The sequence below is a fragment of the Zhongshania marina genome (assembly GCF_002915595.1).
GTDB classification, from domain to species: Bacteria; Pseudomonadota; Gammaproteobacteria; order Pseudomonadales; family Spongiibacteraceae; genus Spongiibacter; species Spongiibacter marinus_B.
This window is the reverse complement of the sequence record NZ_PQGG01000019.1, coordinates 17,520-40,917: the sequence shown is the minus strand read 5'-3', so window position 1 is coordinate 40,917 and position 23,398 is coordinate 17,520. Positions and strand designations below refer to the sequence as shown.

23 protein-coding genes are annotated in these 23,398 nt (G+C 49.0%); 21 read left to right on the top strand and 2 right to left on the bottom strand.

The features are described from left to right. The first annotated feature begins 140 nt into the window (after positions 1–140). From C0068_RS07935 to nqrM, 9 genes are all read left to right on the top strand, one after another. A complete protein-coding gene (locus C0068_RS07935; RefSeq protein WP_103683956.1) occupies positions 141–1,607 on the top strand; it encodes a glyceraldehyde-3-phosphate dehydrogenase in 1,467 nt (488 codons plus the stop codon). A 234-nt stretch (positions 1,608–1,841) separates the two neighbouring features. Further along, a complete protein-coding gene (locus C0068_RS07930; protein ID WP_103683955.1) occupies positions 1,842–3,182 on the top strand; it encodes a Na(+)-translocating NADH-quinone reductase subunit A in 1,341 nt (446 codons plus the stop codon). Between the two features lie 3 nt (positions 3,183–3,185). Then, positions 3,186–4,385: an NADH:ubiquinone reductase (Na(+)-transporting) subunit B gene (locus tag C0068_RS07925; protein WP_103683954.1), complete on the top strand. Its 1,200-nt coding sequence runs from the start codon at positions 3,186–3,188 to the stop codon at positions 4,383–4,385. Then, on the top strand, positions 4,378–5,145 hold the full coding sequence (locus tag C0068_RS07920; protein WP_103683953.1) for a Na(+)-translocating NADH-quinone reductase subunit C: 768 nt from the start codon (positions 4,378–4,380) through the stop codon (positions 5,143–5,145). Before C0068_RS07925 ends, C0068_RS07920 begins: the two co-directional genes overlap by 8 nt. A gap of 2 nt (positions 5,146–5,147) precedes the next feature. Next, complete coding sequence (locus C0068_RS07915; protein WP_103683952.1) at positions 5,148–5,813, top strand: NADH:ubiquinone reductase (Na(+)-transporting) subunit D; 666 nt, start codon at positions 5,148–5,150, stop codon at positions 5,811–5,813. Beyond that, the gene (gene nqrE / locus C0068_RS07910) at positions 5,813–6,421 is read left to right on the top strand and encodes an NADH:ubiquinone reductase (Na(+)-transporting) subunit E (RefSeq protein ID WP_103683951.1); all 609 of its coding nucleotides are present in this window, start codon (positions 5,813–5,815) and stop codon (positions 6,419–6,421) included. Before C0068_RS07915 ends, nqrE begins: the two co-directional genes overlap by 1 nt. Before the next feature lie 24 nt (positions 6,422–6,445). After that, entirely contained in the window at positions 6,446–7,669 is a 1,224-nt protein-coding gene (gene nqrF / locus C0068_RS07905) for an NADH:ubiquinone reductase (Na(+)-transporting) subunit F (RefSeq protein WP_103683950.1), read from the top strand. Then, positions 7,626–8,690, top strand: a complete 1,065-nt coding sequence (locus C0068_RS07900) for an FAD:protein FMN transferase (RefSeq protein ID WP_233208770.1) — start codon at positions 7,626–7,628, stop codon at positions 8,688–8,690. The genes nqrF and C0068_RS07900 overlap by 44 nt, the downstream gene beginning before the upstream one ends. Position 8,691: 1 nt before the next feature. Further along, positions 8,692–8,925: a (Na+)-NQR maturation NqrM gene (gene nqrM / locus C0068_RS07895; RefSeq protein ID WP_103683948.1), complete on the top strand. Its 234-nt coding sequence runs from the start codon at positions 8,692–8,694 to the stop codon at positions 8,923–8,925. Between the two features lie 100 nt (positions 8,926–9,025). Here nqrM and C0068_RS07890 read toward each other — a convergent pair whose 3' ends face one another. After that, complete coding sequence (locus C0068_RS07890) at positions 9,026–10,135, bottom strand: 3-deoxy-7-phosphoheptulonate synthase (protein ID WP_103683947.1); 1,110 nt, start codon at positions 10,133–10,135, stop codon at positions 9,026–9,028. A 137-nt stretch (positions 10,136–10,272) separates the two neighbouring features. Between C0068_RS07890 and C0068_RS07885 the strand changes: the two genes are divergently transcribed. The 3 genes from C0068_RS07885 to C0068_RS07875 are packed head-to-tail and all read left to right on the top strand — an operon-like array spanning position 10,273 to position 13,471. Further along, positions 10,273–11,520 carry a lipoprotein-releasing ABC transporter permease subunit gene (locus C0068_RS07885; RefSeq protein ID WP_103683946.1) on the top strand — a complete coding sequence of 416 codons (1,248 nt, stop codon included), beginning with the start codon at positions 10,273–10,275 and terminating at the stop codon, positions 11,518–11,520. A gap of 14 nt (positions 11,521–11,534) precedes the next feature. Beyond that, positions 11,535–12,251: a lipoprotein-releasing ABC transporter ATP-binding protein LolD gene (gene lolD / locus C0068_RS07880; protein WP_103683945.1), complete on the top strand. Its 717-nt coding sequence runs from the start codon at positions 11,535–11,537 to the stop codon at positions 12,249–12,251. Then, positions 12,251–13,471, top strand: a complete 1,221-nt coding sequence (locus C0068_RS07875; protein WP_103683944.1) for a lipoprotein-releasing ABC transporter permease subunit — start codon at positions 12,251–12,253, stop codon at positions 13,469–13,471. Before lolD ends, C0068_RS07875 begins: the two co-directional genes overlap by 1 nt. A 26-nt stretch (positions 13,472–13,497) precedes the next feature. On the opposite strand, the gene C0068_RS07870 is transcribed toward C0068_RS07875, so the two are convergent. Beyond that, positions 13,498–14,022, bottom strand: a complete 525-nt coding sequence (locus C0068_RS07870; protein WP_103683943.1) for a DUF2062 domain-containing protein — start codon at positions 14,020–14,022, stop codon at positions 13,498–13,500. 106 nt (positions 14,023–14,128) lie between these two features. On the opposite strand from C0068_RS07870, the gene C0068_RS07865 reads away from it, so the two are divergent. The 9 genes from C0068_RS07865 to C0068_RS07825 all read left to right on the top strand — a co-directional run bounded on the left by C0068_RS07865 (position 14,129) and on the right by C0068_RS07825 (position 23,338). Continuing rightward, on the top strand, positions 14,129–16,486 hold the full coding sequence (locus tag C0068_RS07865) for a DNA internalization-related competence protein ComEC/Rec2 (protein WP_103683942.1): 2,358 nt from the start codon (positions 14,129–14,131) through the stop codon (positions 16,484–16,486). 64 nt (positions 16,487–16,550) lie between these two features. After that, positions 16,551–17,189, top strand: coding sequence for a MotA/TolQ/ExbB proton channel family protein (locus C0068_RS07860; protein WP_103683941.1), 639 nt, complete (start codon positions 16,551–16,553; stop codon positions 17,187–17,189). Continuing rightward, positions 17,186–17,617, top strand: coding sequence for an ExbD/TolR family protein (locus C0068_RS07855; RefSeq protein ID WP_103683940.1), 432 nt, complete (start codon positions 17,186–17,188; stop codon positions 17,615–17,617). Before C0068_RS07860 ends, C0068_RS07855 begins: the two co-directional genes overlap by 4 nt. A 29-nt stretch (positions 17,618–17,646) precedes the next feature. Continuing rightward, positions 17,647–19,449, top strand: coding sequence for a lipid A export permease/ATP-binding protein MsbA (gene msbA / locus C0068_RS07850; protein ID WP_103683939.1), 1,803 nt, complete (start codon positions 17,647–17,649; stop codon positions 19,447–19,449). Further along, positions 19,450–20,433: a tetraacyldisaccharide 4'-kinase gene (gene lpxK / locus C0068_RS07845; RefSeq protein WP_103683938.1), complete on the top strand. Its 984-nt coding sequence runs from the start codon at positions 19,450–19,452 to the stop codon at positions 20,431–20,433. Positions 20,434–20,500: 67 nt separating this feature from the next. Then, positions 20,501–21,274, top strand: a complete 774-nt coding sequence (gene kdsB, locus C0068_RS07840) for a 3-deoxy-manno-octulosonate cytidylyltransferase (protein ID WP_103683937.1) — start codon at positions 20,501–20,503, stop codon at positions 21,272–21,274. Further along, the gene (locus C0068_RS07835; RefSeq protein WP_103683936.1) at positions 21,271–21,750 is read left to right on the top strand and encodes a low molecular weight protein-tyrosine-phosphatase; all 480 of its coding nucleotides are present in this window, start codon (positions 21,271–21,273) and stop codon (positions 21,748–21,750) included. Before kdsB ends, C0068_RS07835 begins: the two co-directional genes overlap by 4 nt. Beyond that, a complete protein-coding gene (gene murB, locus C0068_RS07830; protein WP_103683935.1) occupies positions 21,747–22,754 on the top strand; it encodes a UDP-N-acetylmuramate dehydrogenase in 1,008 nt (335 codons plus the stop codon). Before C0068_RS07835 ends, murB begins: the two co-directional genes overlap by 4 nt. Further along, the gene (locus C0068_RS07825) at positions 22,754–23,338 is read left to right on the top strand and encodes an alpha-ketoglutarate-dependent dioxygenase AlkB family protein (protein WP_103683934.1); all 585 of its coding nucleotides are present in this window, start codon (positions 22,754–22,756) and stop codon (positions 23,336–23,338) included. The genes murB and C0068_RS07825 overlap by 1 nt, the downstream gene beginning before the upstream one ends. The last annotated feature ends 60 nt before the right edge of the window (positions 23,339–23,398 follow it).

The following is a 23,398-nucleotide window of genomic DNA, read 5'->3' as shown; positions in this document are numbered from 1 at the left end:
TTGTAAGAGGTAAATGCGCCATTGTAACCCGCAAGTGGTAGTTATTACATTGCTTCAAATGGCTTGAGCAGTTGAACTCAAGGTCAGTAATAAAGATAATACGCGCTCAAATTTCTCCCCGTAAGCAAAGGGTATCTACCGTGACTGAAAGAAGACGTGAGCGTCCTGATGATTACTTCGCTGATTGGAAAGAGCGCGAAGCATTGGCAGAGGGGATGATTCCCCTAATTGGTAAGTTGTACCGTACCAACAACGTTAAGACCTACATCTATGGAAAGAATCTCGTAAACCTTTCTGTTCTAGATATCATGCAAGCTCATCGTTTTGTCCGTCAGGTAGAACAAAACGAAATGTCAGAGTTTGAAACCTTCCCTGTTATTCAAGCCTTAGCAACCTTAGATCTTGGCACAGCACATATTGATGCTGGGCGTATTGCTGTTGCTTACGAAGAAACCGGCAAGCCTGCCGGACAGTCAGTAGAAGAATTTGTGCGCGGTCAAGTCGCGGGCTTAATCGGCGGCTCAAAAGAGCCAGTTCGCCCAGCTCGTGATGTCGTGCTTTATGGCTTTGGTCGTATCGGCCGCTTAGTGGCGCGTTTGTTAATCGAAAAGGCAGGCGGCGGTGAAAACCTGCGCCTTAAAGCGGTTGTTGTTCGCCATGGTGGCGCTGAAAACGATTTGGTTAAGCGTGTTAGCTTGCTGCGTCGCGATTCTGTTCACGGCCCGTTCAACGGTACGATTCGGGTTGACGAAGATCGTCAGTCCTTTGTGGCTAACGGTGTTGAAGTTAAGATTATTTACTCTAATTCGCCCTCAGAGGTTGATTACACCCAGTATGGTATTAACGACGCTATTCTGGTGGATAACACCGGTAAGTGGCGTGACGCCGAGGGTTTGTCTACCCACCTAGCTTGCCCAGGTATTTCAAAGGTCATTTTGACCGCACCGGGTAAAGGCGATATGAAAAATATCGTTCATGGTGTAAACAGCCATGAAATTTTGCCGACTGACACTATTATTTCGGCGGCAAGCTGTACTACCAATGCTATTGCACCTCCGCTAAAAGTGTTGGATGACAAGTTTGGTGTTGAGGGTGGTCATATCGAGACCGTCCACTCTTATACCAATGATCAGAACTTGATTGATAATTATCACAAGGGTGATCGTCGTGGCCGCAGTGCACCATTGAATATGGTTATATCAGAGACCGGTGCGGCCAAGGCGGTGGGTAAAGTATTGCCACAGCTACTTGGCAAGCTCAGCGGTAATGCGATTCGTGTTCCCACGCCAAATGTGTCCTTGGCGATTTTAAAACTCAATCTTAAAACTGAAACCAGTACAGAAGAGTTGAATGAGTTTATGCGTCGGGTGGCATTGCACTCGCCGCTGCGCAAGCAGATCGACTACTCAAATTCGCCGGAAGTTGTATCTAGCGATTTTGTTGGTTCGCGCCATGCCTGTGTGTTTGATAGCGAAGCAACTATCGTCAACGGTAAAACGGCTGTTTTGTACTGCTGGTATGACAATGAGTTCGGCTATAGCTGCCAAGTACATAGAATTCTAGAGCAGATGGCTGGAGTGGAATACGCGGTATATCCTCAAGATTAAGAGGGAGGGGCCAGTTTAAGCGTATTTAAACTGGCTTGGCCGTAATTGTTTGCGAACTTGGCCTTTATCGTAGGTCTTGCTGTAGCAAGCGGATCGGTGAGTCTTTATACTTGCCGCAGTTTTTTTAATGCGTGGCTGTAACATCAGCAAGCGCATAATTTCCGGAGTGCTTTCGCGCCCCGTTTACGCAGATTTGCAATTTCGCGTTTAACCATAAGAGTGTTAGGCAACCTTATGATCAAAATTACCAGGGGTCTTGACTTACCCATTTCGGGTTTGCCCGATCAGCGTATTGAGCCTGGCTCAAAAGTTCGCTCGGTCGCGGTGGTCGGCTTCGATTACAACGGTATGAAGCCAACTATGGCGGTAAAAACCGGTGATCGTGTCAAAACCGGCCAACTACTATTTACCGACAAGAAGAATGAAGGCGTGCGCTACACCGCGCCGGCGACGGGTCTTGTCTCTGCGATTAATCGCGGAGAAAAGCGGGTGTTGCAGTCGGTAGTCATTGATGTTGAAGATGATGAGTACGAAGGTTTTACCAAGTACGATGCATCTGAGCTGCCCAAACTAAGTGCTGAGCAGGTTACCGAAAATCTTGTTGAATCTGGTTTGTGGACATCGCTTCGCGCGCGCCCATTTAGCCGAGTTCCGGCGATTGGTAGCAGCCCCGCAGCAATATTTGTTACAGCGATTGATACCCATCCCCTCGCTGCTGACCCAGCCCCGATTATTTCTCGCTCTGAAGAAGACTTCACAAATGGCCTTGAACTGCTGTGCCGTTTAACTAGCGGTAAAGTACATTTGTGTGTGGCACCGAATAGCTCAGTGCCTAGTCTCGATAATGATCAATTGCATGTAGCTGAATTCGGCGGCGTACATCCGGCAGGTTTGGCTGGTACCCATATCCATTTCTTGGAAGGTGCTAGTGCAAGCAAGGTGGTTTGGTCTATTGGTTACCAGGATGTAATCGCTATCGGCAAGCTATTTACCACCGGCAAACTCTATACAACTAGAGTGGTATCGCTGGCAGGGCCGCAGGTAGAAAACCCTCGTTTAATAGAAACCCGTTTAGGCGTCAGCCTTGATGAGCTTTGTGCCGGCCAAGTTGCTCCTGGTAATAATCGTGTGATTTCTGGTTCAGTACTTGGCGGTCGAACTGCTCGGGGCGCAACAGCATTTCTTGGTCGTTATCACAATCAAGTAACTGTGTTGGCGGAAGGTAATCAGCGCGACTTTATGGGTTGGTTGTCACCTGGTGTGAACAAGCACTCATCGCTACGTATTTACTTGTCGCAGTTTTTCAAAAAACGCATTCCTTACACTACTAATACTAATGGTAGTGAGCGTGCGATGGTGCCAATTGGCGTTTACGAAAAAGTAATGCCCTTGGATATTTTACCTACCCAGTTACTGCGTTCATTAATTGTTGGTGATACCCAAGTTGCACAATCCTTGGGTTGTTTAGAGTTGGACGAGGAAGACCTCGCGCTATGCACCTATGTTTGCCCCGGCAAATATGAGTACGGCCCGATCCTTCGCGACAATTTAAGCCGCATAGAGAAAGAGGGTTAAGTCATGGGGCTGAGAAAATTTCTCGATGATATCGAGCCGCATTTTGAGAAGGGCGGTCGTTTTGAAAAATGGTATGCGCTTTACGAAGCGGCAGACACTATTTTTTATTCGCCATCGTCTGTAACCAAATCCAACGCCCACGTGCGTGATGGTGTCGATCTTAAGCGGATTATGATCACCGTGTGGTTTTGCGCGTTTCCGGCGATGTTCTACGGCATGTGGAATATCGGCTTCCAAGCTAACCAGATCATGCTCGACACCGGACTTGCCGCCGGCGAGGGCTGGCGTCATGTGATGATTTCAATGATGGCGGGTTACGATCCGACCAGCATTTGGGATAATTTTTGGCACGGCTTCTGGTATTTCATTCCGGTTTACGCCGTAACCTTCGTGGTAGGTGGCTTCTGGGAAGTATTGTTTGCCATGAAGCGCGGCCATGAAGTAAACGAAGGCTTCTTTGTTACTTCTATATTGTTCGCTTTGATTTGCCCGCCAAGTATTCCTTTGTGGCAAGTCGCCTTGGGTATCAGCTTCGGTGTGGTAATCGGTAAAGAAGTATTTGGCGGAACCGGCAAAAACTTCTTAAACCCAGCATTGGCTGGTCGCGCCTTCCTGTTCTTTGCTTACCCAGCGCAAATGTCTGGCGATGCAGTGTGGACAGCGGTGGACGGTTTTACCGGTGCAACCCCTCTGTCAGTCGTCGCAAGCGATGGTTTGGCAGTGCTTCAAGAGCAGATGACGTGGATGGATGCCTTCATCGGTAATATGCACGGCTCAATGGGTGAAGTGTCAACGCTGGCAATCTTAATTGGTGGCGCTGTTTTGCTTTGGACGGGTATCGCGTCGTGGCGTATCGTTGCCGGTGTGTTAATCGGGATGTTCGCGCTCACAACCTTATTTAATTCAGTGGACAGTGGCAGCAACTTGATGATGGCGATGCCTTGGCATTGGCATTTGGTGTTGGGTGGCTTCGCCTTCGGCATGATGTTTATGGCGACTGATCCGGTATCGGCGTCTATGACGAATACCGGTAAATGGGTTTATGGTGCATTGATCGGCGTTATGGTGGTCTTGATTCGTGTTGTGAACCCAGCCTTCCCAGAGGGCATGATGCTGGCAATTTTGTTTGCCAATTTATTCGCTCCCCTAATCGATCACTTTGTGGTGCAGGCAAATATCAAGCGGAGGTTGGCACGTGGCTAATAACGACAGTACACAAAGAACACTGCTGGTAGCTGTCGTTCTCTGTATCGTGTGCGCGCTGGTAGTTTCCAGCGCAGCAGTAATGCTTAAACCTGCTCAAGTAGTGAACAAGGCGCTGGACCGCAAGGCAAATATTTTAGCCGCAGCGGGTATGCTAGTGCCGGGTGAAAGTGTTGAGGCTCAGTTTGAGCAAGTAACAACCAAGATAGTTGATTTGCGTACCGGCAAATTTACAGATGAAGTTTCTGTAGAGAGCTTTGATCAAGCCAAGGTTGCCAAAAACAGCGACACTTCAATTGCTTTAGGTGAAGATGACCTCGCTAAGATTAAGCGTCGTGAAAATTACGCGATGGTTTATCTTATTGGCCAAGAGGGTAATTTCGATAAAGTAATATTGCCAGTGCGCGGTTATGGCCTTTGGTCAACTTTGTACGGTTTTTTGGCGTTAGAAAATGATTTCAACACGGTAGTGGGGCTTGGGTTTTACCAACATGGTGAAACACCTGGTCTAGGTGGGGAAATCGACAATCCGAAATGGAAAGCAATATGGCCAGGTAAAGAAATTTACGCTGATGGCGATGTGGCAATTCAGTTGATAAAAGGCAATGTCGATTCATCAACGCCAGGCGCAGTGAATAAAGTTGACGCGCTATCAGGTGCAACATTAACCAGTCGTGGTGTCAGCAACCTTTTGCAGTTCTGGATGGGTGAGCTGGGTTACCAACAGTTCTTAAACAATTTGCGCTCAGGGGAGGCATAGGCATGTCTACAATGAGAGACGCTTTAACTAAGCCGATTATTCAAAATAACCCTATTGCACTACAAATACTCGGTATTTGTTCTGCGCTGGCGGTGACGTCTAGCCTTAAAGTAACGCTGGTAATGTGTATCTCGGTGACCTTGGTTACCGCATTTTCTAGCCTTGCGGTATCGCTTATTCGCAACCAAATACCTGGCAGTATTCGTATTATTGTACAGATGGTAATTATTGCCTCGCTGGTAATTGTGGTCGATCAATTGCTAAAAGCGTATGCCTTTGCAATTAGTAAGCAGTTATCGGTATTTGTTGGCTTGATCATCACCAACTGTATAGTTATGGGGCGCGCGGAAGGTTTCGCAATGAAAAACCCGCCGTTGGCAAGCTTTGTAGACGGTATCGGTAACGGCTTGGGTTACAGTGTGGTGCTCATTAGTGTTGCGGTGGTTAGGGAGTTATTTGGCTCTGGTAAGTTGCTTGGTTACGAAATATTGCCGCTTATCACTGACGGTGGCTGGTATGTTCCAAACGGACTTTTATTACTGCCGCCCAGCGCTTTCTTTTTGATTGGCATTTTTATCTGGATCGTACGCTCGGTGAAAAAAGATCAAGTTGAAAAAGCCGAATTCAAAATCACCAAAAATACCCGCAGTGTTAAGGAGGCTTTTTAATGGAACATTATATTAGCTTGTTTGTGCGCTCGGTATTTATTGAAAATATGGCGCTAAGCTTCTTCTTGGGTATGTGTACTTTTTTGGCAATATCTAAAAAAGTACAGGCCGCAATTGGCTTAGGGATCGCAGTGATTGTGGTAATGGCCCTCACTGTGCCGGTCAATAGTTTGATTTATAACCACCTGTTGCGCGAAGGCGCGTTGGCTTGGGCCGGCTATCCCGATGTGGATTTAAGCTTTTTAGGCTTGTTGAGCTATATCGGTGTAATCGCAGCTATCGTTCAAATCATGGAAATGGTTTTAGATAAATACGTGCCTGCGCTATACAACGCACTGGGCGTATTCCTTCCTTTGATTACTGTTAACTGCGCGATTATGGGTGGCTCATTATTCATGGTAGAGCGCGATTACAATTTCTCTGAGTCGGTGGTATACGGCGCTGGCGCGGGTACTGGCTGGGCCTTAGCGATTATGGCCTTGGCAGGTATTCGTGAAAAGTTGAAGTACAGTGATGTACCAGAAGGCTTACGTGGCTTGGGTATTACTTTTATTACTGTTGGTTTGATGTCCTTAGGCTTTATGTCCTTTGGCGGCATTGATCTTTAACCGAGACGAACTGGAGACCTTGTAATGAATACAGTAGTTATTCTCGGTGTGACGATGTTTACCGCGATAGTGCTCGCACTGGTATGCATTATCTTATTTGCACGCTCGCGCTTGGTGAGCAGCGGTAATGTCACAATTGAGATCAATGGTGAGAAAACCATCACCGTTCCTGCAGGCGATAAATTGCTGAACACCCTTTCTGGGCAGGGTGTATTTTTAGCCTCTGCCTGTGGTGGTGGCGGCAGTTGCGCACAGTGTAAGTGTATTGTTAACGATGGTGGCGGTTCTATGTTGGCCACCGAAGAAGCGCATTTTAGTCCTCGTGAAGCCCGTGAAGGCTGGCGTTTATCCTGCCAGACTCCGGTTAAGCAGGACATGAAAATTGAAGTGCCTGAAGACGTGTTCGGCGTTAAGCAGTGGGAGTGTACCGTTGAGTCCAACCCCAATGTGGCGACGTTTATCAAAGAGCTGACCTTAAAATTGCCAGAGGGCGAAAATGTAAACTTTCGCGCCGGTGGTTATGTTCAGCTAGAGTGCCCACCGCACCATGTGAAGTATTCAGATTTTGATATTCCTGATGAATACAAAGCTGACTGGGAACGTTTTGGCTTCTTGAATGTTGAGTCTAAGGTGGAAGAAACCGTTATCCGCGCTTACTCAATGGCCAACTATCCAGAAGAGCGCGGTATTGTTAAATTCAATATCCGTGCCGCGACGCCACCACCAAACAATTTGGCTTTAACCCCAGGGCAGATGTCTTCGTGGGTATTTAATCTTAAGCCTGGTGATAAAGTTAAAGTTTACGGCCCGTTTGGTGAGTTCTTTGCGAAAGATACTGACGCTGAAATGGTGTTTGTGGGCGGCGGTGCTGGTATGGCCCCTATGCGCTCGCATATTTTTGATCAGCTGAAACGTCTTGGTTCAAAGCGGAAAATTAGCTTCTGGTACGGTGCGCGTTCTATGCGCGAAGCCTTCTACGTGGATGAATATGACAAGTTGGCCGCTGAGAATGACAATTTCGAATGGCATTTGGCATTGTCAGATCCGCAACCGGAAGACAATTGGACGGGTAAAACTGGCTTTATCCATCAAGTACTTTACGAAAACTACTTGAAGGATCACCCAGCACCGGAAGATTGTGAATTCTATATGTGCGGGCCGCCAATGATGAACTCAGCAGTCATTAAAATGCTGGAAGACCTTGGTGTTGAATCAGACAATATCCTCCTCGATGACTTCGGTGGGTAAGTTTATTCAGCACAATATAAAAGCAGCCTTAGTGCTGCTTTTATTGTTTTTGAGTGGCTGTTCTCCCGCGCCGCAGGAATTTTTGCGTCTTAGCGGCATGACAATGGGCACGACCTATCACATCACGGTTCGCAACCCCGCGGGGGAGTGGACTGAGCAATCTTTAAAAGAAGCGTTAGACAAGCGTCTTGCTGCATTTAATCAAATTGCCTCCACTTATATTTCCAATTCTGAGCTTAGCCAATTAAACACAATGCCGGCGGGCGAATGGCGTCAGCTCACGCCAATGTTGTTTGATATTTTAGTCATGGCGGTTGAGGTGAGTTGGCTGAGCAATGGTGCATTTGATGTCACGGTTGGGCCGCTGGTAGATTTGTGGGGTTTCGGGCCAGAGAAACATGAGGGCAAACCTAGCGAGGAGGCCCTGAATAAAGCCTTAGAAGAAGTTGGTTTTGACCGTATCGAGCTCGATATGGCAGACCATAAAATAAAGAAAGGCGCGCCGCTGCGTATTGATCTTTCGGCTATCGCGAAAGGCTATGGGGTAGACGCGGTTGCGCTGTGGCTTGAATCCTTGGGTAGCACTGATTATTTAGTCGAGATTGGTGGTGAGATGCGGGTCGCCGGTCTAAGTCCTCGGGGAGATCAATGGCGTATAGGTGTTGAAAGCCCTGATTTAGAGGTGGATAAAACGACGCCCATTTTGCTCGGAAATATCGGTGTGGCGACCTCGGGTGATTATCGCAACTACTTTGAAGAAAATGGGGTGCGCTATTCCCACACCATTGATCCACGTACCGGTAGGCCTATCACTCATAATCTTGCGTCGGTCACGGTACTTGATCCTTCCTGCGCATTTGCTGATGCGATGGCAACCGCTTTCTCTGTACTCGGTGGTGATAAAACTATCGAACTTGCGGAACAATTAGATATTCCAGTTTACCTAATAGAGAAGACCGAAAACGGTTTTAGTAGCCGTTATAGCTCGTCTTTTGCACCGTATCTGGAACAGGAGAAATAAGATGGCCACTATTTTTGCAGCGATAATTGTCATGCTTTTAATCGTCGCCGCCATGTCAATAGGCGTGCTCATGGGCCGCAAACCCATTGCAGGTTCCTGCGGCGGTGTGGGTGCTGCTCTCAGTGATCCTAATTATGTCTGTGATTTATGCGGTAATGATCCTAATAAATGTGCAGAAGAAAATGATAAGGCTAAGCAAGCGGCGTCTAAGACTGAGTTTTACGACGCAAGCTGAAATCGCTTAATGCTTGACGGAAGATGATAGACGCTAAGCAAAGACAGGCGTTCGTCTTTGAGCGGTGAGCGTACCGAATAAAAGCATCTCCCGTTTTCCGTCAAGCGTTCCGCCATGCGGCTACTCTCTCCAAATATGCCTTCCTCGCAATTTCCATATCCTTCAGAAACACATCCAATTCATTCAGGGTAAGCGCCTGCGGGCCGTCTACCAATGCTTTTTGCGGTGCAGGGTGAAAGTCTACTAAGACCATATTAGCGCCCGCCATGACACCTTGGGCGGTAGCGTGGCAGAGTTCAAGTACGCCGTCTGGCGCTACATCGCGGCTGCCCACTGAGTGTGAGGGGTCGATACATACGGGCATTCTGGTTAGGCGTTTTACGGTGGGCACTTGGGCGAAGTCGACCATATTGCGGTGGGGGGCACCAAATTCGCTTTTCATTCCCCGCAAGCAGAATATCACTTGGCTATTTCCGGCGCTGGCGAGATATTCAGCGGCATTTAATGATTCACTAAGGGTAATGCCGAAGCCGCGTTTGAGCAGGGCAGGGTATTCGCTTTGTTTGCCTATGGCTTTTAATAATTCAAAGTTTTGGGTGTTTCTGGTGCCAATCTGCATAATCACGCCGCAGGGATTGCCGGCGTCATTGAGGGCTTGATCGATTTCCTCCATATGGCTTTCGTGGGTGACTTCCATCGCGATCACTTTAATGTCGTATTTGCCCGCTAAATCAAATACCCACGGTAGGCAGTCTTTGCCGTGGCCTTGGAATGCATAGGGGTTGGTGCGGGGCTTGTAGGCTCCCATACGTGTGCAATTTAGGCCATTGGCCTTTAGGGCTATCATCATTTCTTCAACATGTTTGGGGTTATCTACTGCGCAGAGCCCTGCAAAAATATGCAGGGAATCCTGGTCGAAATTTAAGCCCTTATAGTGAAACCCAGTTTTGCGCTGTAAATCTTTGTGACGGCCGAGAATGCGGTATTCCTCAGAGATGCGAATGACTTTTTCGACCGCTGGCAGTGCTTCTATTTCATCTACGCTCAGGGCATGGGTGCTGCCGAGGAGGTAGATCTCGTGAAGAAGCTGTTGCTGGCCGCTGACTTGGTGGTGTTTCAGCGTGACCCCCGACAATTGCTCAAGATAGGCAAGGGTTTTCACATAGGCTGGGTCAGTGTCTTTGATGTTTGGGTGAAGTATTAACAGCATCTTTACGTCCTCTTCATCTGCATTGTCTTTACCTGTATTGCCCTAGCGTAATAATTGTCAGTAACGCAGCGCAATAATTTAGTGCCTAGTGATAGTATAGGCACAGTTTTCAAACTTGGATTTTTGTACTCGTCACTATGGCAGTTCCACTTTTTCTACGCATAGGTATCCGCTATTTTCATCGCGCATCTGGCAATGACCGCTTTTTGTCGCTGGTGTCGTGGTTTTCCTTGCTGGGTATGTTAATTGGCACGGTTTCGCTGATTGTGGTGATGTCGGTCATGAACGGCTTTGAACGTGAATTGCAACAGCGGGTTTTGTCCGTCGTTCCCCACGGCTATATTGAAGGGCCGCAGCAGCGCTTGCTTGGCTGGCGGGACTACGCGGATAAACTCAGCAATACCAGCGGTGTGAGTGGGATTGCGCCCTATGTCGGCGGTAAAGCGATGCTATCTGCGTTTAAGCGGCTGCGCGGCGTTGCGCTATACGGCATTGATCCCGAGCAGGAGCGGGAGGTGTCTGCGGTTGCTGAGCATATGGTGGCGGGGCGCTATCTTGGTGATGATGCCGGAGAGTATCAGATAATTTTAGGCGATATTTTGGCCCGCCAACTTGGCGTGAATGTCGGCGATGACCTGACCGTGATTTTGCCCAAGGTCACGGTGACCCCCTTTGGTTTATTTCCCCGTGAAAAGCAGTTTCGGGTAAGCGGTGTTTTTAGTGCTGGTGCCCAGCTCGATGCAACTAGCGCGTTTATCCATATTGCAGATGCGCAGAGGCTTTACCAATTGGGCGATGATGTGGAGGGCTTGCGTATTCAGTTGGATGATATGTTTGCCGCGCCAGTGCTATTACCCGCCTTGGCAGCCGAATTACCCGAGGGCAGTGTTGCGGTAACGTGGAGCGATAGCCAGGGCAGTCTTTTTCACGCTGTAAAAATGGAAAAGCAAATGGTGCGTTTACTGTTGTTATTTATCGTACTGATTGCGGCATTTAACATTGTCTCGATTCTTAGTATGGCGGTATCTGGCAAACGGGGTTCGATTGCTGTGCTAAGAACAATGGGGGCGACCCCCGCCACGATAATGGCTATTTTTATGGTCTATGGTATGGCGACGGGCATAATCGGTTTGGTTCTTGGTTTGATTATCGGCGTACCGCTGGCGGTACAGGTTGGCGACGTGGTGGCGTGGCTAGAGCAGCTAAGTGGTATGCAAATTTTTAATCCCGACGTGTATTTTATTACTCATCTTCCCTCATATTTAAAATGGTCAGATGTCGCGGTGGTGAGTGGTTTCGCTTTGTTATTAAGTCTTCTGGCTACGCTGTACCCCGCCTGGCAGGCGTCACGCGTGCAGCCTGCTGAGGCCCTGCGCTATGAATAAAGAGTATTTTTACTATGTCTAATGCTGTTCTGTCAGAGGATGTTCCCAGCGATTCTGTGCTGGCATGTCGAAGCTTGAAGAAGTTTTATATTCAAGGCTCGGAGCAACTCACTATTTTGCACGATATTAATGTCGATATTGGCAGCGGTGAGCGCATTTCAATTGTTGGGCCATCTGGCGCGGGTAAAACAACTTTGCTGCATATGTTAGGCGGGCTGGACGTACCCTCACAGGGTAGCGTTTTTGTGCGGGGAAAAAATATTGCGGCAATGAGTGACCGCGACCGCAGCCGCTTACGTAATCAGGAGTTGGGTTTTGTTTACCAATTCCACCATCTGCTGAATGAGTTTTCTGCCCTAGAAAATGCGGCAATGCCCATGTTAATTGCCGGCACAAAGCGCTCAGATGCATTTGAGAGAGCATCGAATTTACTAGATCGAGTTGGCTTGGGTCATCGCCTAAAACACCGTCCTGCACAACTCTCAGGTGGTGAGCGGCAGCGAGTGGCCATTGCCCGGGCTTTAGTTAATGAACCCGCCTGTGTGCTGCTAGATGAGCCGACGGGGAATCTCGACGGTGACAATGCCGAGGCAGTGCAAGAATTATTACTAGAGCTAAATAAAGAATTGGCGATTAGTTTGGTTATTGTGACTCACGATTTACATTTAGCGAATCGAATGGATAGGGTGTTGAATATTCAAGACGGCAGCTTATTTGAGGCCACGGCCTAATGCGCTCTTTGGTCACCTTTATCGGTTTTCGTTATAGCGCCGACCGTTCCGGAAATCAGCTGGTATCCTTTTTATCGCGTTTGTCGATGATCGGCTTGATTCTTGGCGTGGCCTTGCTTGTGGTGGTGCTATCCGTCATGAACGGCTTTGACCGCGAAATGCGCAATCGTATTTTAGCCTTAGTGCCGCACATCACTTTGCAACCGTGGTCAATGCAAGAAATCGATTGGCAGCAATTGCAGAAAGATGTTGAAACACATTCGCGAGTGGTGGCAACGGCACCGTTTGTACAGGGCAATGCCATGCTCATAAAAGGCGGTGCAGTTGAGCCCAGCATTTTTTATGGCGTAGATCCCGCTGCTGAAAAGCGGGTATCACGAATTCAAGAATATGTAGATTTAGGTAGTTTACAGCCCGATGTTGCGGGTTTGATTCTCGGCAAGGCTTTGGCAGATAGACTTAAAGTTGATGTCGCTGACCGCGTTACCTTGGGTGTTACACAGGCAGAAGGCCGTCAAAATGTACGTTTTGTGCAAATGACGGTGGCGGCGGTAGTGGCGACGGGGACGGAATTAGATCAACAACTTATACTAATGCATATTGAGCAGGCGCGCGCCTTGTTTAGCGAGGCGCCGCCGGTGTCCTTGCGGGTTTCAGTTGATGATGTGTTTGCCTCCCCGCAAATTGCCTGGGAACTGGCCTCGGTGCACGGTCGCGATTACCTTTTAAAAGATTGGACTCAGCAATTCGGCAATATGTATCACGCCATTCAGATGTCGCGGAAGCTGGTGGTAATTATGTTGCTCGCAGTGGTAGCGGTAGCGGTTTTTAATGTGGTGTCGACCCTAGTTATGGTGGTAAATGATAAGCGCGCTGACATCGGAATTTTACGCAGCCAAGGCGCAAGTCAGGGTGATATTTTGCGTATCTTTTTAATCTACGGTGCGGTAATTGGTGCGGTAGGCGCTGCTGCAGGCGGTGTAGTGGGTGTTCTGCTAGCGTTGGGCGTGAGTGATTTGGTTGCCGGCGTAGAGAGCTTGTTCGGATTAAAAGTGCTGCAGAGCGATGTATACCCCATAAATTATTTGCCGTCTGATGTGCGGATGCCTGACGTTGCCATGGTGTGTGCAACGGCTTACACAATGAGCTTATTGGCGACTATTTACCCTGCATGGCGGGCTTCGCGAATGGCACCGGCGGAGGCGTTACGTAGCAGTTAAAAGTGGGGCTTGCTCGGGTCGGGGACTTAGAGCTTATTTCGACGGGATTCTTGGCGTTTGCGCCAGCGCCGTACCACATGTACACGCCATAACACGTGAATGCTTGCCGCACCGACGAGACCTGAAAGCAAGCCAGTTAGGAAACAACCGAGTACCAGTGGTCTCCAGAGATAGGTGAATTCTTCTGCGAGCCAGGTCCACGATAGTTCAAAATGGAATGAATTGGGGGGGATCCCCATCACCATCGCACCCAGTTTATAGGTAAAGTAAAAGATGGCGGGCATGGTGACTGGGTTCGTAATCCACACCAGCATCACCGAAATAGGTAGATTAGCGCGGCATATAATGGCTGCGAGGGCCGCGAGTAGCATTTGGGTCGGGATTGGCACAAATGCAATGAACAGGCCGAGGAAAAACGCCACGGTGACCGAGCGTCGATTTAAATGCCAGAGATTTGGGTCATGCAGCAGGCTGCCAAAAACACGAACCGAGGGGTGCTCGCGCATTTTTTCGGGCGTTGGTAGCCAACGTTTAAATAGTTTACGAGCCATCCGCTCAATTCTAATTTACGATTGTGACAGATAAAAACTACCGAGCCGCAGACCGGTAATATACGGGCGGCGGCCATTATGCACGGTTCTACTGGGGTACTCCAGCATGTTGTCATGGATGACGGCAGCGATAGTCGGAATTTTTGCGATTGCCTTCGCGCCTATTTTACCTAGCTATAGCTTGCTGCTTGCCATGCTGGGGCTGGCTTCCATATTTCAGCTACACAGTCGCTCTTCCCGTAGTCGAGTGATCTTGGCGTTTGTTCTCGCGTTTTGCTATGCCGGATTGTACGGACATTGGCGGGTGGCTTTGCTCCTACCAGCGCATCTGAGCGGGAGTGATTTTGTCGCAAATATTAAGGTGTTGAACATTCCAGAGGAGCGCCTTGGCTTTAGTCGCTATTACCGTTTTGACGCAATGCTAACTGAGCTTAGCTGTAAAGAGGATATACAAGACAGCTATTGTGATTCGTCCCAGCCATTGCTGGATAGGCGGCGGGTGCAATTAAACTGGTATGCGGATTCGCCGCCACAGCAGGGGCAAGTATTAAAAGGGGCGATACGTTTGCGCCGGCCACACGGCTATCAATCACCGGCTGCTTTTGATTATGGTCGCTGGATGTTTGCCAATGGGTATTCCGCTAGCGGCTATGTATTGCATCCTGAGCAGGTAGTGTATCTCAGTCATCGCAGCGGCTTTTCTTTTAATAGTCTTCGTCAGGGCGTGATTGCGAGCCTTGGAAACAAACTTACTCATTACCAGCACGGCCATATTATGGCAGCCTTGCTGTATGCAGATCGCAGTGGCATTGATCGCCAGCAATGGCAGGTATTTTCGCGTACCGGCACCAGCCACCTTATGGCTATTTCGGGTATGCACATTGGTATTGTGCTGGCGTGGGGGTTTTTAATTGCGCGAGGTATTGGCTTATTAATACCCCGTGTAAACAGCTTGTTTGTCGGTGCAGGCGTTGCTTTGGTATTTGCACTGGCTTATTCCGCTTTGGCGGGTTTCTCTGTGCCGACCCAGCGGGCTTTAATCATGGCTGCGGTGGCGCTGCTGGCGTTTTGTCTACGGCGAAATATTTCGATATGGCAAGCCTACGTAACGGCTATGTTATTGGTCTTGCTAGTCGACCCAATAGCGCCACATAGGGCGGGTTTCTCACTCTCATTTGCCGCAGTTGCTGTCTTGTTATTCGCATTTCAGGGCCGGCGATCGGGAGGCCTTTTGCGGAGCATTTTTCAATCTCAGTGGGTGGTGTTATTAGGTTTGATCCCACTGCTGATGATGTGGGGTTACGGCTTAAGTCTTATTAGTTTCCCCGTGAATTTGATAGCGATTCCACTCGTCACATTGCTCGTGTTACCACTGCTGTTTTGCGGCTTATTGTTGCTAGGCCTTGCGCCACCGTTAGCGGAGCATAGTTGGCGCGCTGCAGATTGCTTGCTGGAAGTGTTATTGCACGGCCTTACTTGGGCTGCAGAGCTATTTCCGCAATTTATTATTCCTAGCTCCTATTTGGCTTTTTTCTTCGCGAGTGTATCAATTTTAGTGCTGATGCTGCCGCGCGGGGTGCCAGCTAAGTATTTGGCGTTGATACCGTTGCTGGCAATTATGCTTTCACCATCGCCTAGGCCTAAGCACGGCTCTGCGTGGGTAACGGTGCTAGATGTCGGGCAGGGTTTGGCGGTGTTGGTACAAACCCATTCCAAGGCACTGTTGTATGATGTTGGCCCTGATTTTAGCAGCGGATTTAATAGCGCTGATGCGGTGGTTATACCGGCGTTGCGCAGCTTTGGCATCGATGAGCTGGCAATGTTGGTTATTAGTCACGCAGATAAAGATCACGCTGGCGCTGCGCCCGCGCTATTAAAAGAGATAAAGGTAGGGCAGCTAGTATTGGGGGAGGCTTTAGAACGTGTTGAGCTTCCGTCAATATATTGCAAGGACTCCTATCGCTGGGAGTGGGATGCCGTTCAATTTGAATTTCTTATGCCTGAGAAGGGAGGGCATGGCGGCAATAATGCCTCCTGTGTATTACGGATTCGCGCTGGCGGGAGTTCGGTATTGCTAAGTGGAGACATTGAGACGGACATAGAGCGCGAGTTACTCGCCGAAGGGCGGGATTTGCGCGCAGCATTGCTGATAGCGCCACATCACGGCAGTAATACCTCGTCTAGTGCTGAGTTTATTCAAGCGGTATCGCCACAGCAGGTTGTGTTTTCGGCGGGAATGAATAATCACTATGGCCATCCGGCGCTCAAGGTATTGCGACGATACGATAATATTGCCTCGCGCTGCTGGAGTACGGCCAAACACGGTAGCATTCAGTTTCATGCGACGGCAGAGGGGCTTAGAGTAGAAAAAATATGGGGAGGTCGGCGCTATTATTGGCAAAATGAGCGTAAATTCTCGGATAATACTGATGAAATCTGCAGCAATTTGCATTCCGAGCGCTGATTCGCTTCTTACCCTAGCATTCCCTACGTATAATGCTCCCACATAAAAATTGAAGGGACTGAATGTGCTGGAATTGGTGAAAGCCGGCGGCTGGCTAATGCTGCCCATTATCATGTCATCTATTATCGCGATGGCAATCTGCGTAGAACGCTTCCTTAAACTCAATCCCGATAAAGTTGCGCCCCGTGGCTTGCTTAATCAAGTTTGGGCTTGGCTGCAAAATAAGCAGCTAGATGCCGAGAAATTGCGCGAATTGCGGCGCGGTTCGCCCCTAGCGCGAATTTTGGCGGCGGGCTTGGCTAATGCGAAACATGGTCGTGAGATCATGAAGGAGAGTATCGAAGATACCGCCTCGCATATTATTCACGATTTAGAGCGCTATCTAAATGCCCTTGGCACTATCGCAGCGGTGGCGCCTTTACTCGGACTACTTGGCACGGTGCTTGGTATGATCCGCGTATTTACCGAGATTATGGTGCAGGGCACCGGCAATGCGGGGGTGTTAGCTGGAGGGATCTCTGAGGCATTGATTACAACGGCTTCTGGTCTATGTGTAGCCATTCCAGCGCTTGTTATGCACCGGTATTTTTTGCGCCGAATTGACGAAATTGTTGTCACCATGGAACAAGACGCCATCAAATTGATCAATGCCATGCATGGCGAAGTGCAAATCAAAGATTCCTCGTCAGGTAAAGCGTCGTGAAATTTAAACGCCAACGTGTCGATGACGGCGGTGTAAATTTAACGCCGCTGATTGATGTGGTCTTTTTGTTGCTCATATTCTTTATGGTATCGACTACCTTTACCAAAGAGAGTCGGCTGAATCTTGAATTGCCCAGCGCGCAGGGCGAAACATCGCTGCAAGAGAGCGTCGTCTTGGAAGTTGTGGTCGATGCGTCGGGGCATTATCGAGTAAATGAGCGAGCTTTAGCCCTGCACACTGTTGAGGCCTTAATGAAAGCAATGACTGACGCCGCACAGGAAAATAGCGATATTCCCGTTATTATTACTGCAGACGCAAAAAGCCCACACCAATCAGTAATCACCGCAATGGATGCAGCCGGTAGACTCGGCTTTGCGAAACTAAGTTTAACGACCCAAGATCCAGAAACTAATTCTGCGGATCAGTAATTAATTTGCATCAGGATACACCTAGCGTTATGAGCAATAATCAGTCGGATCTCGCGATATATGGACGACTACTAAAATACGTATTGCCTATGTGGGTAATGTTTTTATTCAGCGTGCTCGGTTTTTCGATTTTTTCCGGCGTGCAGGTATTACTTGCCGATATGATGCAACTTATTGTCGACTATATTGGCGGCAATATGGTCAAGGGCGATGGCGGCTTGTCGGCTAAAGTGATGTGGGCCTTGGGCGGTGACGATTTTGTATTAAGCGATGCGCGGCTGTGGATTGTGGTCATGATGGTCATCCTCGGTGTTGTACGCGGCCTTGGTTATTTCGCAGGTAATTATTTTATAGCGATCGTTTCTCACAGCTTGGTACACAATCTGCGCTGTGAGTTATTCCAAAAAATGCTTCATATGCCAAGTTCGTACTACGACCATAACTCCAGTGGCATGATGATTTCTAAAATCACCTTTAACGTCGAACAAGTGACCGGCGCGGCGGTAAATGCCACCAAGGTAGTGTTGCGCGAAGGCACTTTTGCCATCGGGCTTATTATATTTTTGCTCTATGCCAACTGGAAACTCACGATGGTGTTTTTCCTTGCCTTACCGGTTATTGCGATAACGGTCTATTGGGTGGGGAAGCGTTTTCGCAAGATTAGTAAAAGCATTCAAAACGCAATGGGTGAAGTCAATCAAGTCACCAATGAGTCGATTAGCGCTTATCGAGAAATCCGCCTCTACGATGGCGTTAGCTATGAGAAAAAGCGCTTCGATGACGCTAGCCGTCGCAACCGCAGTCGCAATATTAAAATGGCTTTTTACAATGCCATTAGCCCCTCGGTTATTCAGTTTCCCGTAGTTCTGGCCACCGGTGTCCTTGTTTGGATAGCCCTCGGTCTGGGTGGCGAAATGTCACCCGGCGCTTTTGTTGCCTATTTATCAGCGGCTCTGTTCCTTCCTAAGCCGATGCGTCAACTTGCTGATGTAAGTAGCACCATTCAAAAAGGCCTAGCAGCGGCGCAGGATATTTTTGAATTTATTGATACCGACCAAGAAAAAGATACCGGCACCTATGTCAGCAAAACCACCAAGGGCGATATCGAGATTAAAGACCTGAGCTTTGCCTATACCCCCGGTGGCGACAAAGTATTGCGCAATGTGAGTTTGCGCGTGGGAGCAGGGCAGTCTTTGGCCTTGGTGGGTTTGTCGGGCTCTGGGAAGTCAACGTTGGTTAGTCTTATCTCGCGTTTTTATGATCATAGCGAAGGCGAGATATTAATAGACGGTGTTGATGTGCGGGATTACACGCTAGAAAACCTGCGCGACAAAATGGCCTTGGTTACGCAGCAGGTCACCTTATTTAACGACACGGTATTTAATAATATCGCCTATGGAAAAATGGCGGGCTCGAGTCGAGAGCAGGTTCGCGCCGCGGCGGAAGCGGCGCATGCGATTGAGTTTATCGATAAGCTGCCAAATGGCTTAGACACCATCATTGGCGAAGATGGCGTTATGTTGTCCGGCGGTCAGCGCCAACGCTTAGCGATTGCGCGGGCCTTTTTAAAGGATGCGCCGATACTGATATTAGACGAGGCGACATCGGCACTTGATAACCGCGCAGAAAGTCATATTCAACAAGCTATGGAAGAGGTCATGAAAGGCCGCACGACCATAGTAATAGCTCACCGCCTGTCGACCATTGAGCATGCAGACCACATCGTGGTGATGGAGGCAGGACAAGTAATGGAGCAGGGCAATCACGCTGATTTATTGGCCTTAAACAAGCGCTACGCCCAGCTTTACAATAAGAATTTTGAGGAGCAGTAAATGTCATTAGAGCAGCGAATAAATGCTGCTTGGTACGGCAAACCTAGGGGCTTATTACTGCTGCTGCCCCTGATGTTTGTTTTTCGCTTTATTGCGGCACTGCGACGGCGTGTTATTTCCCCTCAGCCCTGTGGTGCGCCTTTAATCGTTGTGGGTAATATCAGTGTTGGCGGCAGTGGCAAGACACCGGCGGTATTAGCGCTGGCTGAATACTGTCGCGATCGTGGCTATCGCGTCGGTATTGTTAGTCGCGGCTACGGCGGGAAAGCGCCGTATTATCCCTATCTGTTAGATTCCTCAACCGAGCCTAATATCGCCGGCGATGAGCCCTGTTTAATTGCTCGCCGCAGTGGCCTGCCGGTTGCGGTTGCGCCAGATCGCCTTGCTGCGGCTAAGTTACTGGTAGACCAGAAGGGGTGTAATTTAATTATTAGTGATGATGGTTTGCAGCACTATCGCATGGCGCGGGATATAGAAGTGTTATTGCTCGATGGTCAGCGAGGTTTTGGCAACGGCTATTGCCTGCCTGTTGGTCCTTTGCGCGAACCCATCTCACGGGCAAAACAGGTTGATATCACGATTATCAACGGTGGGAGTAATAGTTTTAGCGGCCACACCATGTTGCTGCGCGGCGATACCGCGATTGAGCTAGGCAGCGGTGAACGCCGTTCTCTGCAAGAATGGCCGGCGACTGAGCGCCGTGTTCATGCGGTGGCAGGGATCGGCAACCCGCAACGGTTTTTTGATGCTTTGCGAGAGAGGGACTTTGATGTTGTCGAGCACCCCTTTGCGGATCATCATGCCTTTATTGCCAAGGATCTAAACTTTGCCGATGCTTGCCCCATCATAATGACGGAAAAAGACGCGGTAAAATGCGCCGGATTCCATCTAAATAATAGCTGGATGCTGCCGGTAGACGCGGCGCTAGATGCTCGCTTTTTTGCACAGTTTTCGGGTTTACTTGAACGCCTGCCTGCACCATAAAATTATTCAACCGTTCTTGTCTTTGTTAAATCCTAGTTTAAGACAAGATGATTAGCTCGGAGTCGCTATGTCTTACACCGTTATCATTCCAGCTCGCTTTGCCTCTAGCCGTTTACCCGGTAAGCCATTATTGGATATTGCTGGCAAACCCATGATTCAACACGTGTGGGAGCGGGCTAGCGAGAGCGATGCAGATAGAGTGGTTATCGCCACGGAAGACCAGCGCGTTTTTGATGCCTGTCAGAGTTTCGGAGCCGATGTCGTGATGACCTTGGCCAGCCACGAATCGGGAACCGATAGATTGCAGGAAGTGGTCGCAAAGCTGGGTTTGATCGATGAGGACATCGTTGTCAATGTTCAGGGCGATGAGCCCTTGATTCCACGTGAAGCCATCGCGCAGGTAGCAAATAATCTTGCGCTCAATCCGCAGGCGGGTATTTCAACCCTTGGCGAGCGAATTACCGAAAAGAGCACTGTGTTTAATCCAAATGCGGTAAAAGCAGTGTGCGACCGCGCTGGCTTTGCCTTGTATTTTAGCCGGGCGCCAATGCCCTGGTGTCGAGATGAATGGGCAGTACAGAGCGATGTTGATACCCTGCCGGTGTTAGCGCCTTTTATGCGGCATGTCGGCATTTACGCTTATCGCGTCGGCTTTTTACATCAGTTTGTGAGCTGGCCGATGGGTGTTTTAGAGCGGGCCGAAAAGCTAGAGCAGTTACGGGCGATGGAGAATGGCGTCCGCATCCACATAGAGAAAGCCTGCGTGGATATTCCTGGCGGTGTTGACACCGAAGTAGACCTGCAGGCTGTACGCGCTATTCTGGCAGGTAACAGCGAATGAGCACCAAAGTTTTATTTGTTTGCCTTGGCAATATCTGTCGTTCACCGACTGCGCATGGCGTGTTTGAAAAATTAGTAGCTGATGCCGGTCTGCAAAATGATATTTATATAGATTCTGCTGGCACGGGCGATTGGCATATTGGCCGTGCACCGGATGAGCGAACTCAGCATGCGGCAAGCAAGCGCGGTTATGATCTTTCTAATTTGCGCGCGCGGCAGGTAAGCAGCGCTGATTTCAGTGAGTTTGATTATGTGCTGGCGATGGATAAAAACAATCTGAAAGATTTGCGGGGGATGGCGGGGGATAAAAGCGATTGCCACGTATCCTTGTTTTTAGATTTTGCTGAATCCTCTTGGAAGCGCGAAGTGCCTGATCCCTATTACGGTGGAGAAGACGGCTTTGAAACGGTGTTAGATCTCGTTGAAGATGGCGCAAGAGGCTTGCTGGCGACCATACGGAGTGCCAGTGTGAAGTGAATATTTTACAGAATATCGACCTACGCAGCTTCAATACCCTCGCTGTTCCAGCAAATGCCGCATACTTTATTGAAGTGGCAAGCCTTGCTGAACTGCAGCAAGCCTTGGAATTTTGCCGTGAAAGGCGGCAGTCTCCCGTCGTAATTGGCGGCGGCAGCAATGTTGTTTTTACCGGCGATATAGATGGCGTTGTTATTCGTATCGCCATGCGTGGTATTGAGTGCACGATGCAGGGCGATGACTGCTTAGTAACCGCAGCGGCGGGCGAAAATTGGCATGAACTGGTTTGTTATTGTTTAGCCCAAGGCTGGTATGGTCTAGAAAACCTTATAGCAATTCCTGGCTCTGTGGGAGCTGCGCCCATTCAAAATATCGGCGCGTATGGGGTGGAATTGTCGCGGGTACTTGAGTCGGTCACAGGCTGGGATTGCGAGACCAGTACTCTGCGTAGTCTTAGCCTAGAGCAGTGTAAGCTTAGCTATCGCGATAGTATTTTTAAACACGAGCTAAAAGATAAATTCATTATTACTTCGGTAACATTGCGCTTGAGTAGTAAAGCTAAACCAGAAGTGAGTTACCCAGCCTTAAGAGCAGAACTTGCCGATCCGGACAGTGTGACATCCGAACAGGTAGCTGAAACAGTAGCAAAAATTCGCAGTTCAAAACTTCCTGATTATCGACGGGAGCCCAATGCCGGCAGCTTTTTTAAAAATCCCCTTATTGAGGCAGAGCAGGCGCGTGCATTATTGGAACAATTCCCGACTCTTGCCCATTGGGCAATGCCAAATGCGCAGGTTAAACTTGCCGCCGCTTGGTTGGTGGATCAATCCGGCTGGAAAGGGCGGCGTGAGGGCGGGGTAGGTGTTCATCCTAAGCAAGCCATTGTTCTTGTGAATTATGAGGGCTTAAGCGGCACTGCTGTTATTGAGTTTGCTGCACAAATTCAGGCCGACGTAATGGCAAAATACGGTGTGAATTTGGAAATTGAACCTCGGGTTTATTAATGTTTTCTGGCGTGCAGCATATTCCCCTTGAGGGCGGCGGCTTAGATTATTACGCCGATTACCTCGCTGACCCCCAAGCCCTTTATACCGAGCTACGCGAGACAATCCCTTGGGAACAACCACTGATTACTCTTTACGGACAGCAACATCAGACGCCGAGATTGCTTTATTTTGTTGGCGATGCCGGCCTTGCTTATCAATACAGCGGTATCCGTCACGCGACGGCGCCGTGGCCAAAACCCCTTAGCCAATTGCGGGATCGCTTATTGGCGGAAACGGGCTACGACTTTAATTGCGCCTTGTTAAATTACTATCGTGATGGTGATGACCGTATGGGCTACCACAGCGATGATGAGCCGGAATTAGGTGATTCACCCTGTATAGCCTCTATTAGCGTGGGGGCGGAGCGCGATTTTTGTTTAAAACCTAAGTCTGGCGAGACGAAAATGCAAAAAATTAACTTAGCATCGGGATCGCTATTAATCATGCTTCCGCCAACTCAGCGGTATTGGCAGCATGCTCTGCCAGTGCGCAAGGGCGTGACCCAGGGGCGCATCAATATCACGTTTAGAAAGCTGCTCTAGTTGGCGCGAAATTTAGCGTCTACAGGCTGGTTAGGCCCAGTTCAGGGTGGTATTGTTTGG

Bases quoted from the DNA above. Each gene is read 5' to 3' on its own strand.
- C0068_RS07930 (WP_103683955.1), top strand. From the start codon at position 1,842: ATGATCAAAATTACCAGGGGTCTTGACTTACCCATTTCGGGTTTGCCC.
- C0068_RS07925 (WP_103683954.1), top strand. From the start codon at position 3,186: ATGGGGCTGAGAAAATTTCTCGATGATATCGAGCCGCATTTTGAGAAG.
- C0068_RS07915 (WP_103683952.1), top strand. From the start codon at position 5,148: ATGTCTACAATGAGAGACGCTTTAACTAAGCCGATTATTCAAAATAAC.
- nqrE (WP_103683951.1), top strand. From the start codon at position 5,813: ATGGAACATTATATTAGCTTGTTTGTGCGCTCGGTATTTATTGAAAAT.
- nqrF (WP_103683950.1), top strand. From the start codon at position 6,446: ATGAATACAGTAGTTATTCTCGGTGTGACGATGTTTACCGCGATAGTG.
- nqrM (WP_103683948.1), top strand. From the start codon at position 8,692: ATGGCCACTATTTTTGCAGCGATAATTGTCATGCTTTTAATCGTCGCC.
- C0068_RS07890 (WP_103683947.1), bottom strand. From the start codon at position 10,135: ATGCTGTTAATACTTCACCCAAACATCAAAGACACTGACCCAGCCTAT.
- C0068_RS07885 (WP_103683946.1), top strand. From the start codon at position 10,273: ATGGCAGTTCCACTTTTTCTACGCATAGGTATCCGCTATTTTCATCGC.
- lolD (WP_103683945.1), top strand. From the start codon at position 11,535: ATGTCTAATGCTGTTCTGTCAGAGGATGTTCCCAGCGATTCTGTGCTG.
- C0068_RS07875 (WP_103683944.1), top strand. From the start codon at position 12,251: ATGCGCTCTTTGGTCACCTTTATCGGTTTTCGTTATAGCGCCGACCGT.
- C0068_RS07870 (WP_103683943.1), bottom strand. From the start codon at position 14,022: ATGGCTCGTAAACTATTTAAACGTTGGCTACCAACGCCCGAAAAAATG.
- C0068_RS07865 (WP_103683942.1), top strand. From the start codon at position 14,129: ATGTTGTCATGGATGACGGCAGCGATAGTCGGAATTTTTGCGATTGCC.
- msbA (WP_103683939.1), top strand. From the start codon at position 17,647: ATGAGCAATAATCAGTCGGATCTCGCGATATATGGACGACTACTAAAA.
- lpxK (WP_103683938.1), top strand. From the start codon at position 19,450: ATGTCATTAGAGCAGCGAATAAATGCTGCTTGGTACGGCAAACCTAGG.
- kdsB (WP_103683937.1), top strand. From the start codon at position 20,501: ATGTCTTACACCGTTATCATTCCAGCTCGCTTTGCCTCTAGCCGTTTA.
- C0068_RS07835 (WP_103683936.1), top strand. From the start codon at position 21,271: ATGAGCACCAAAGTTTTATTTGTTTGCCTTGGCAATATCTGTCGTTCA.
- C0068_RS07825 (WP_103683934.1), top strand. From the start codon at position 22,754: ATGTTTTCTGGCGTGCAGCATATTCCCCTTGAGGGCGGCGGCTTAGAT.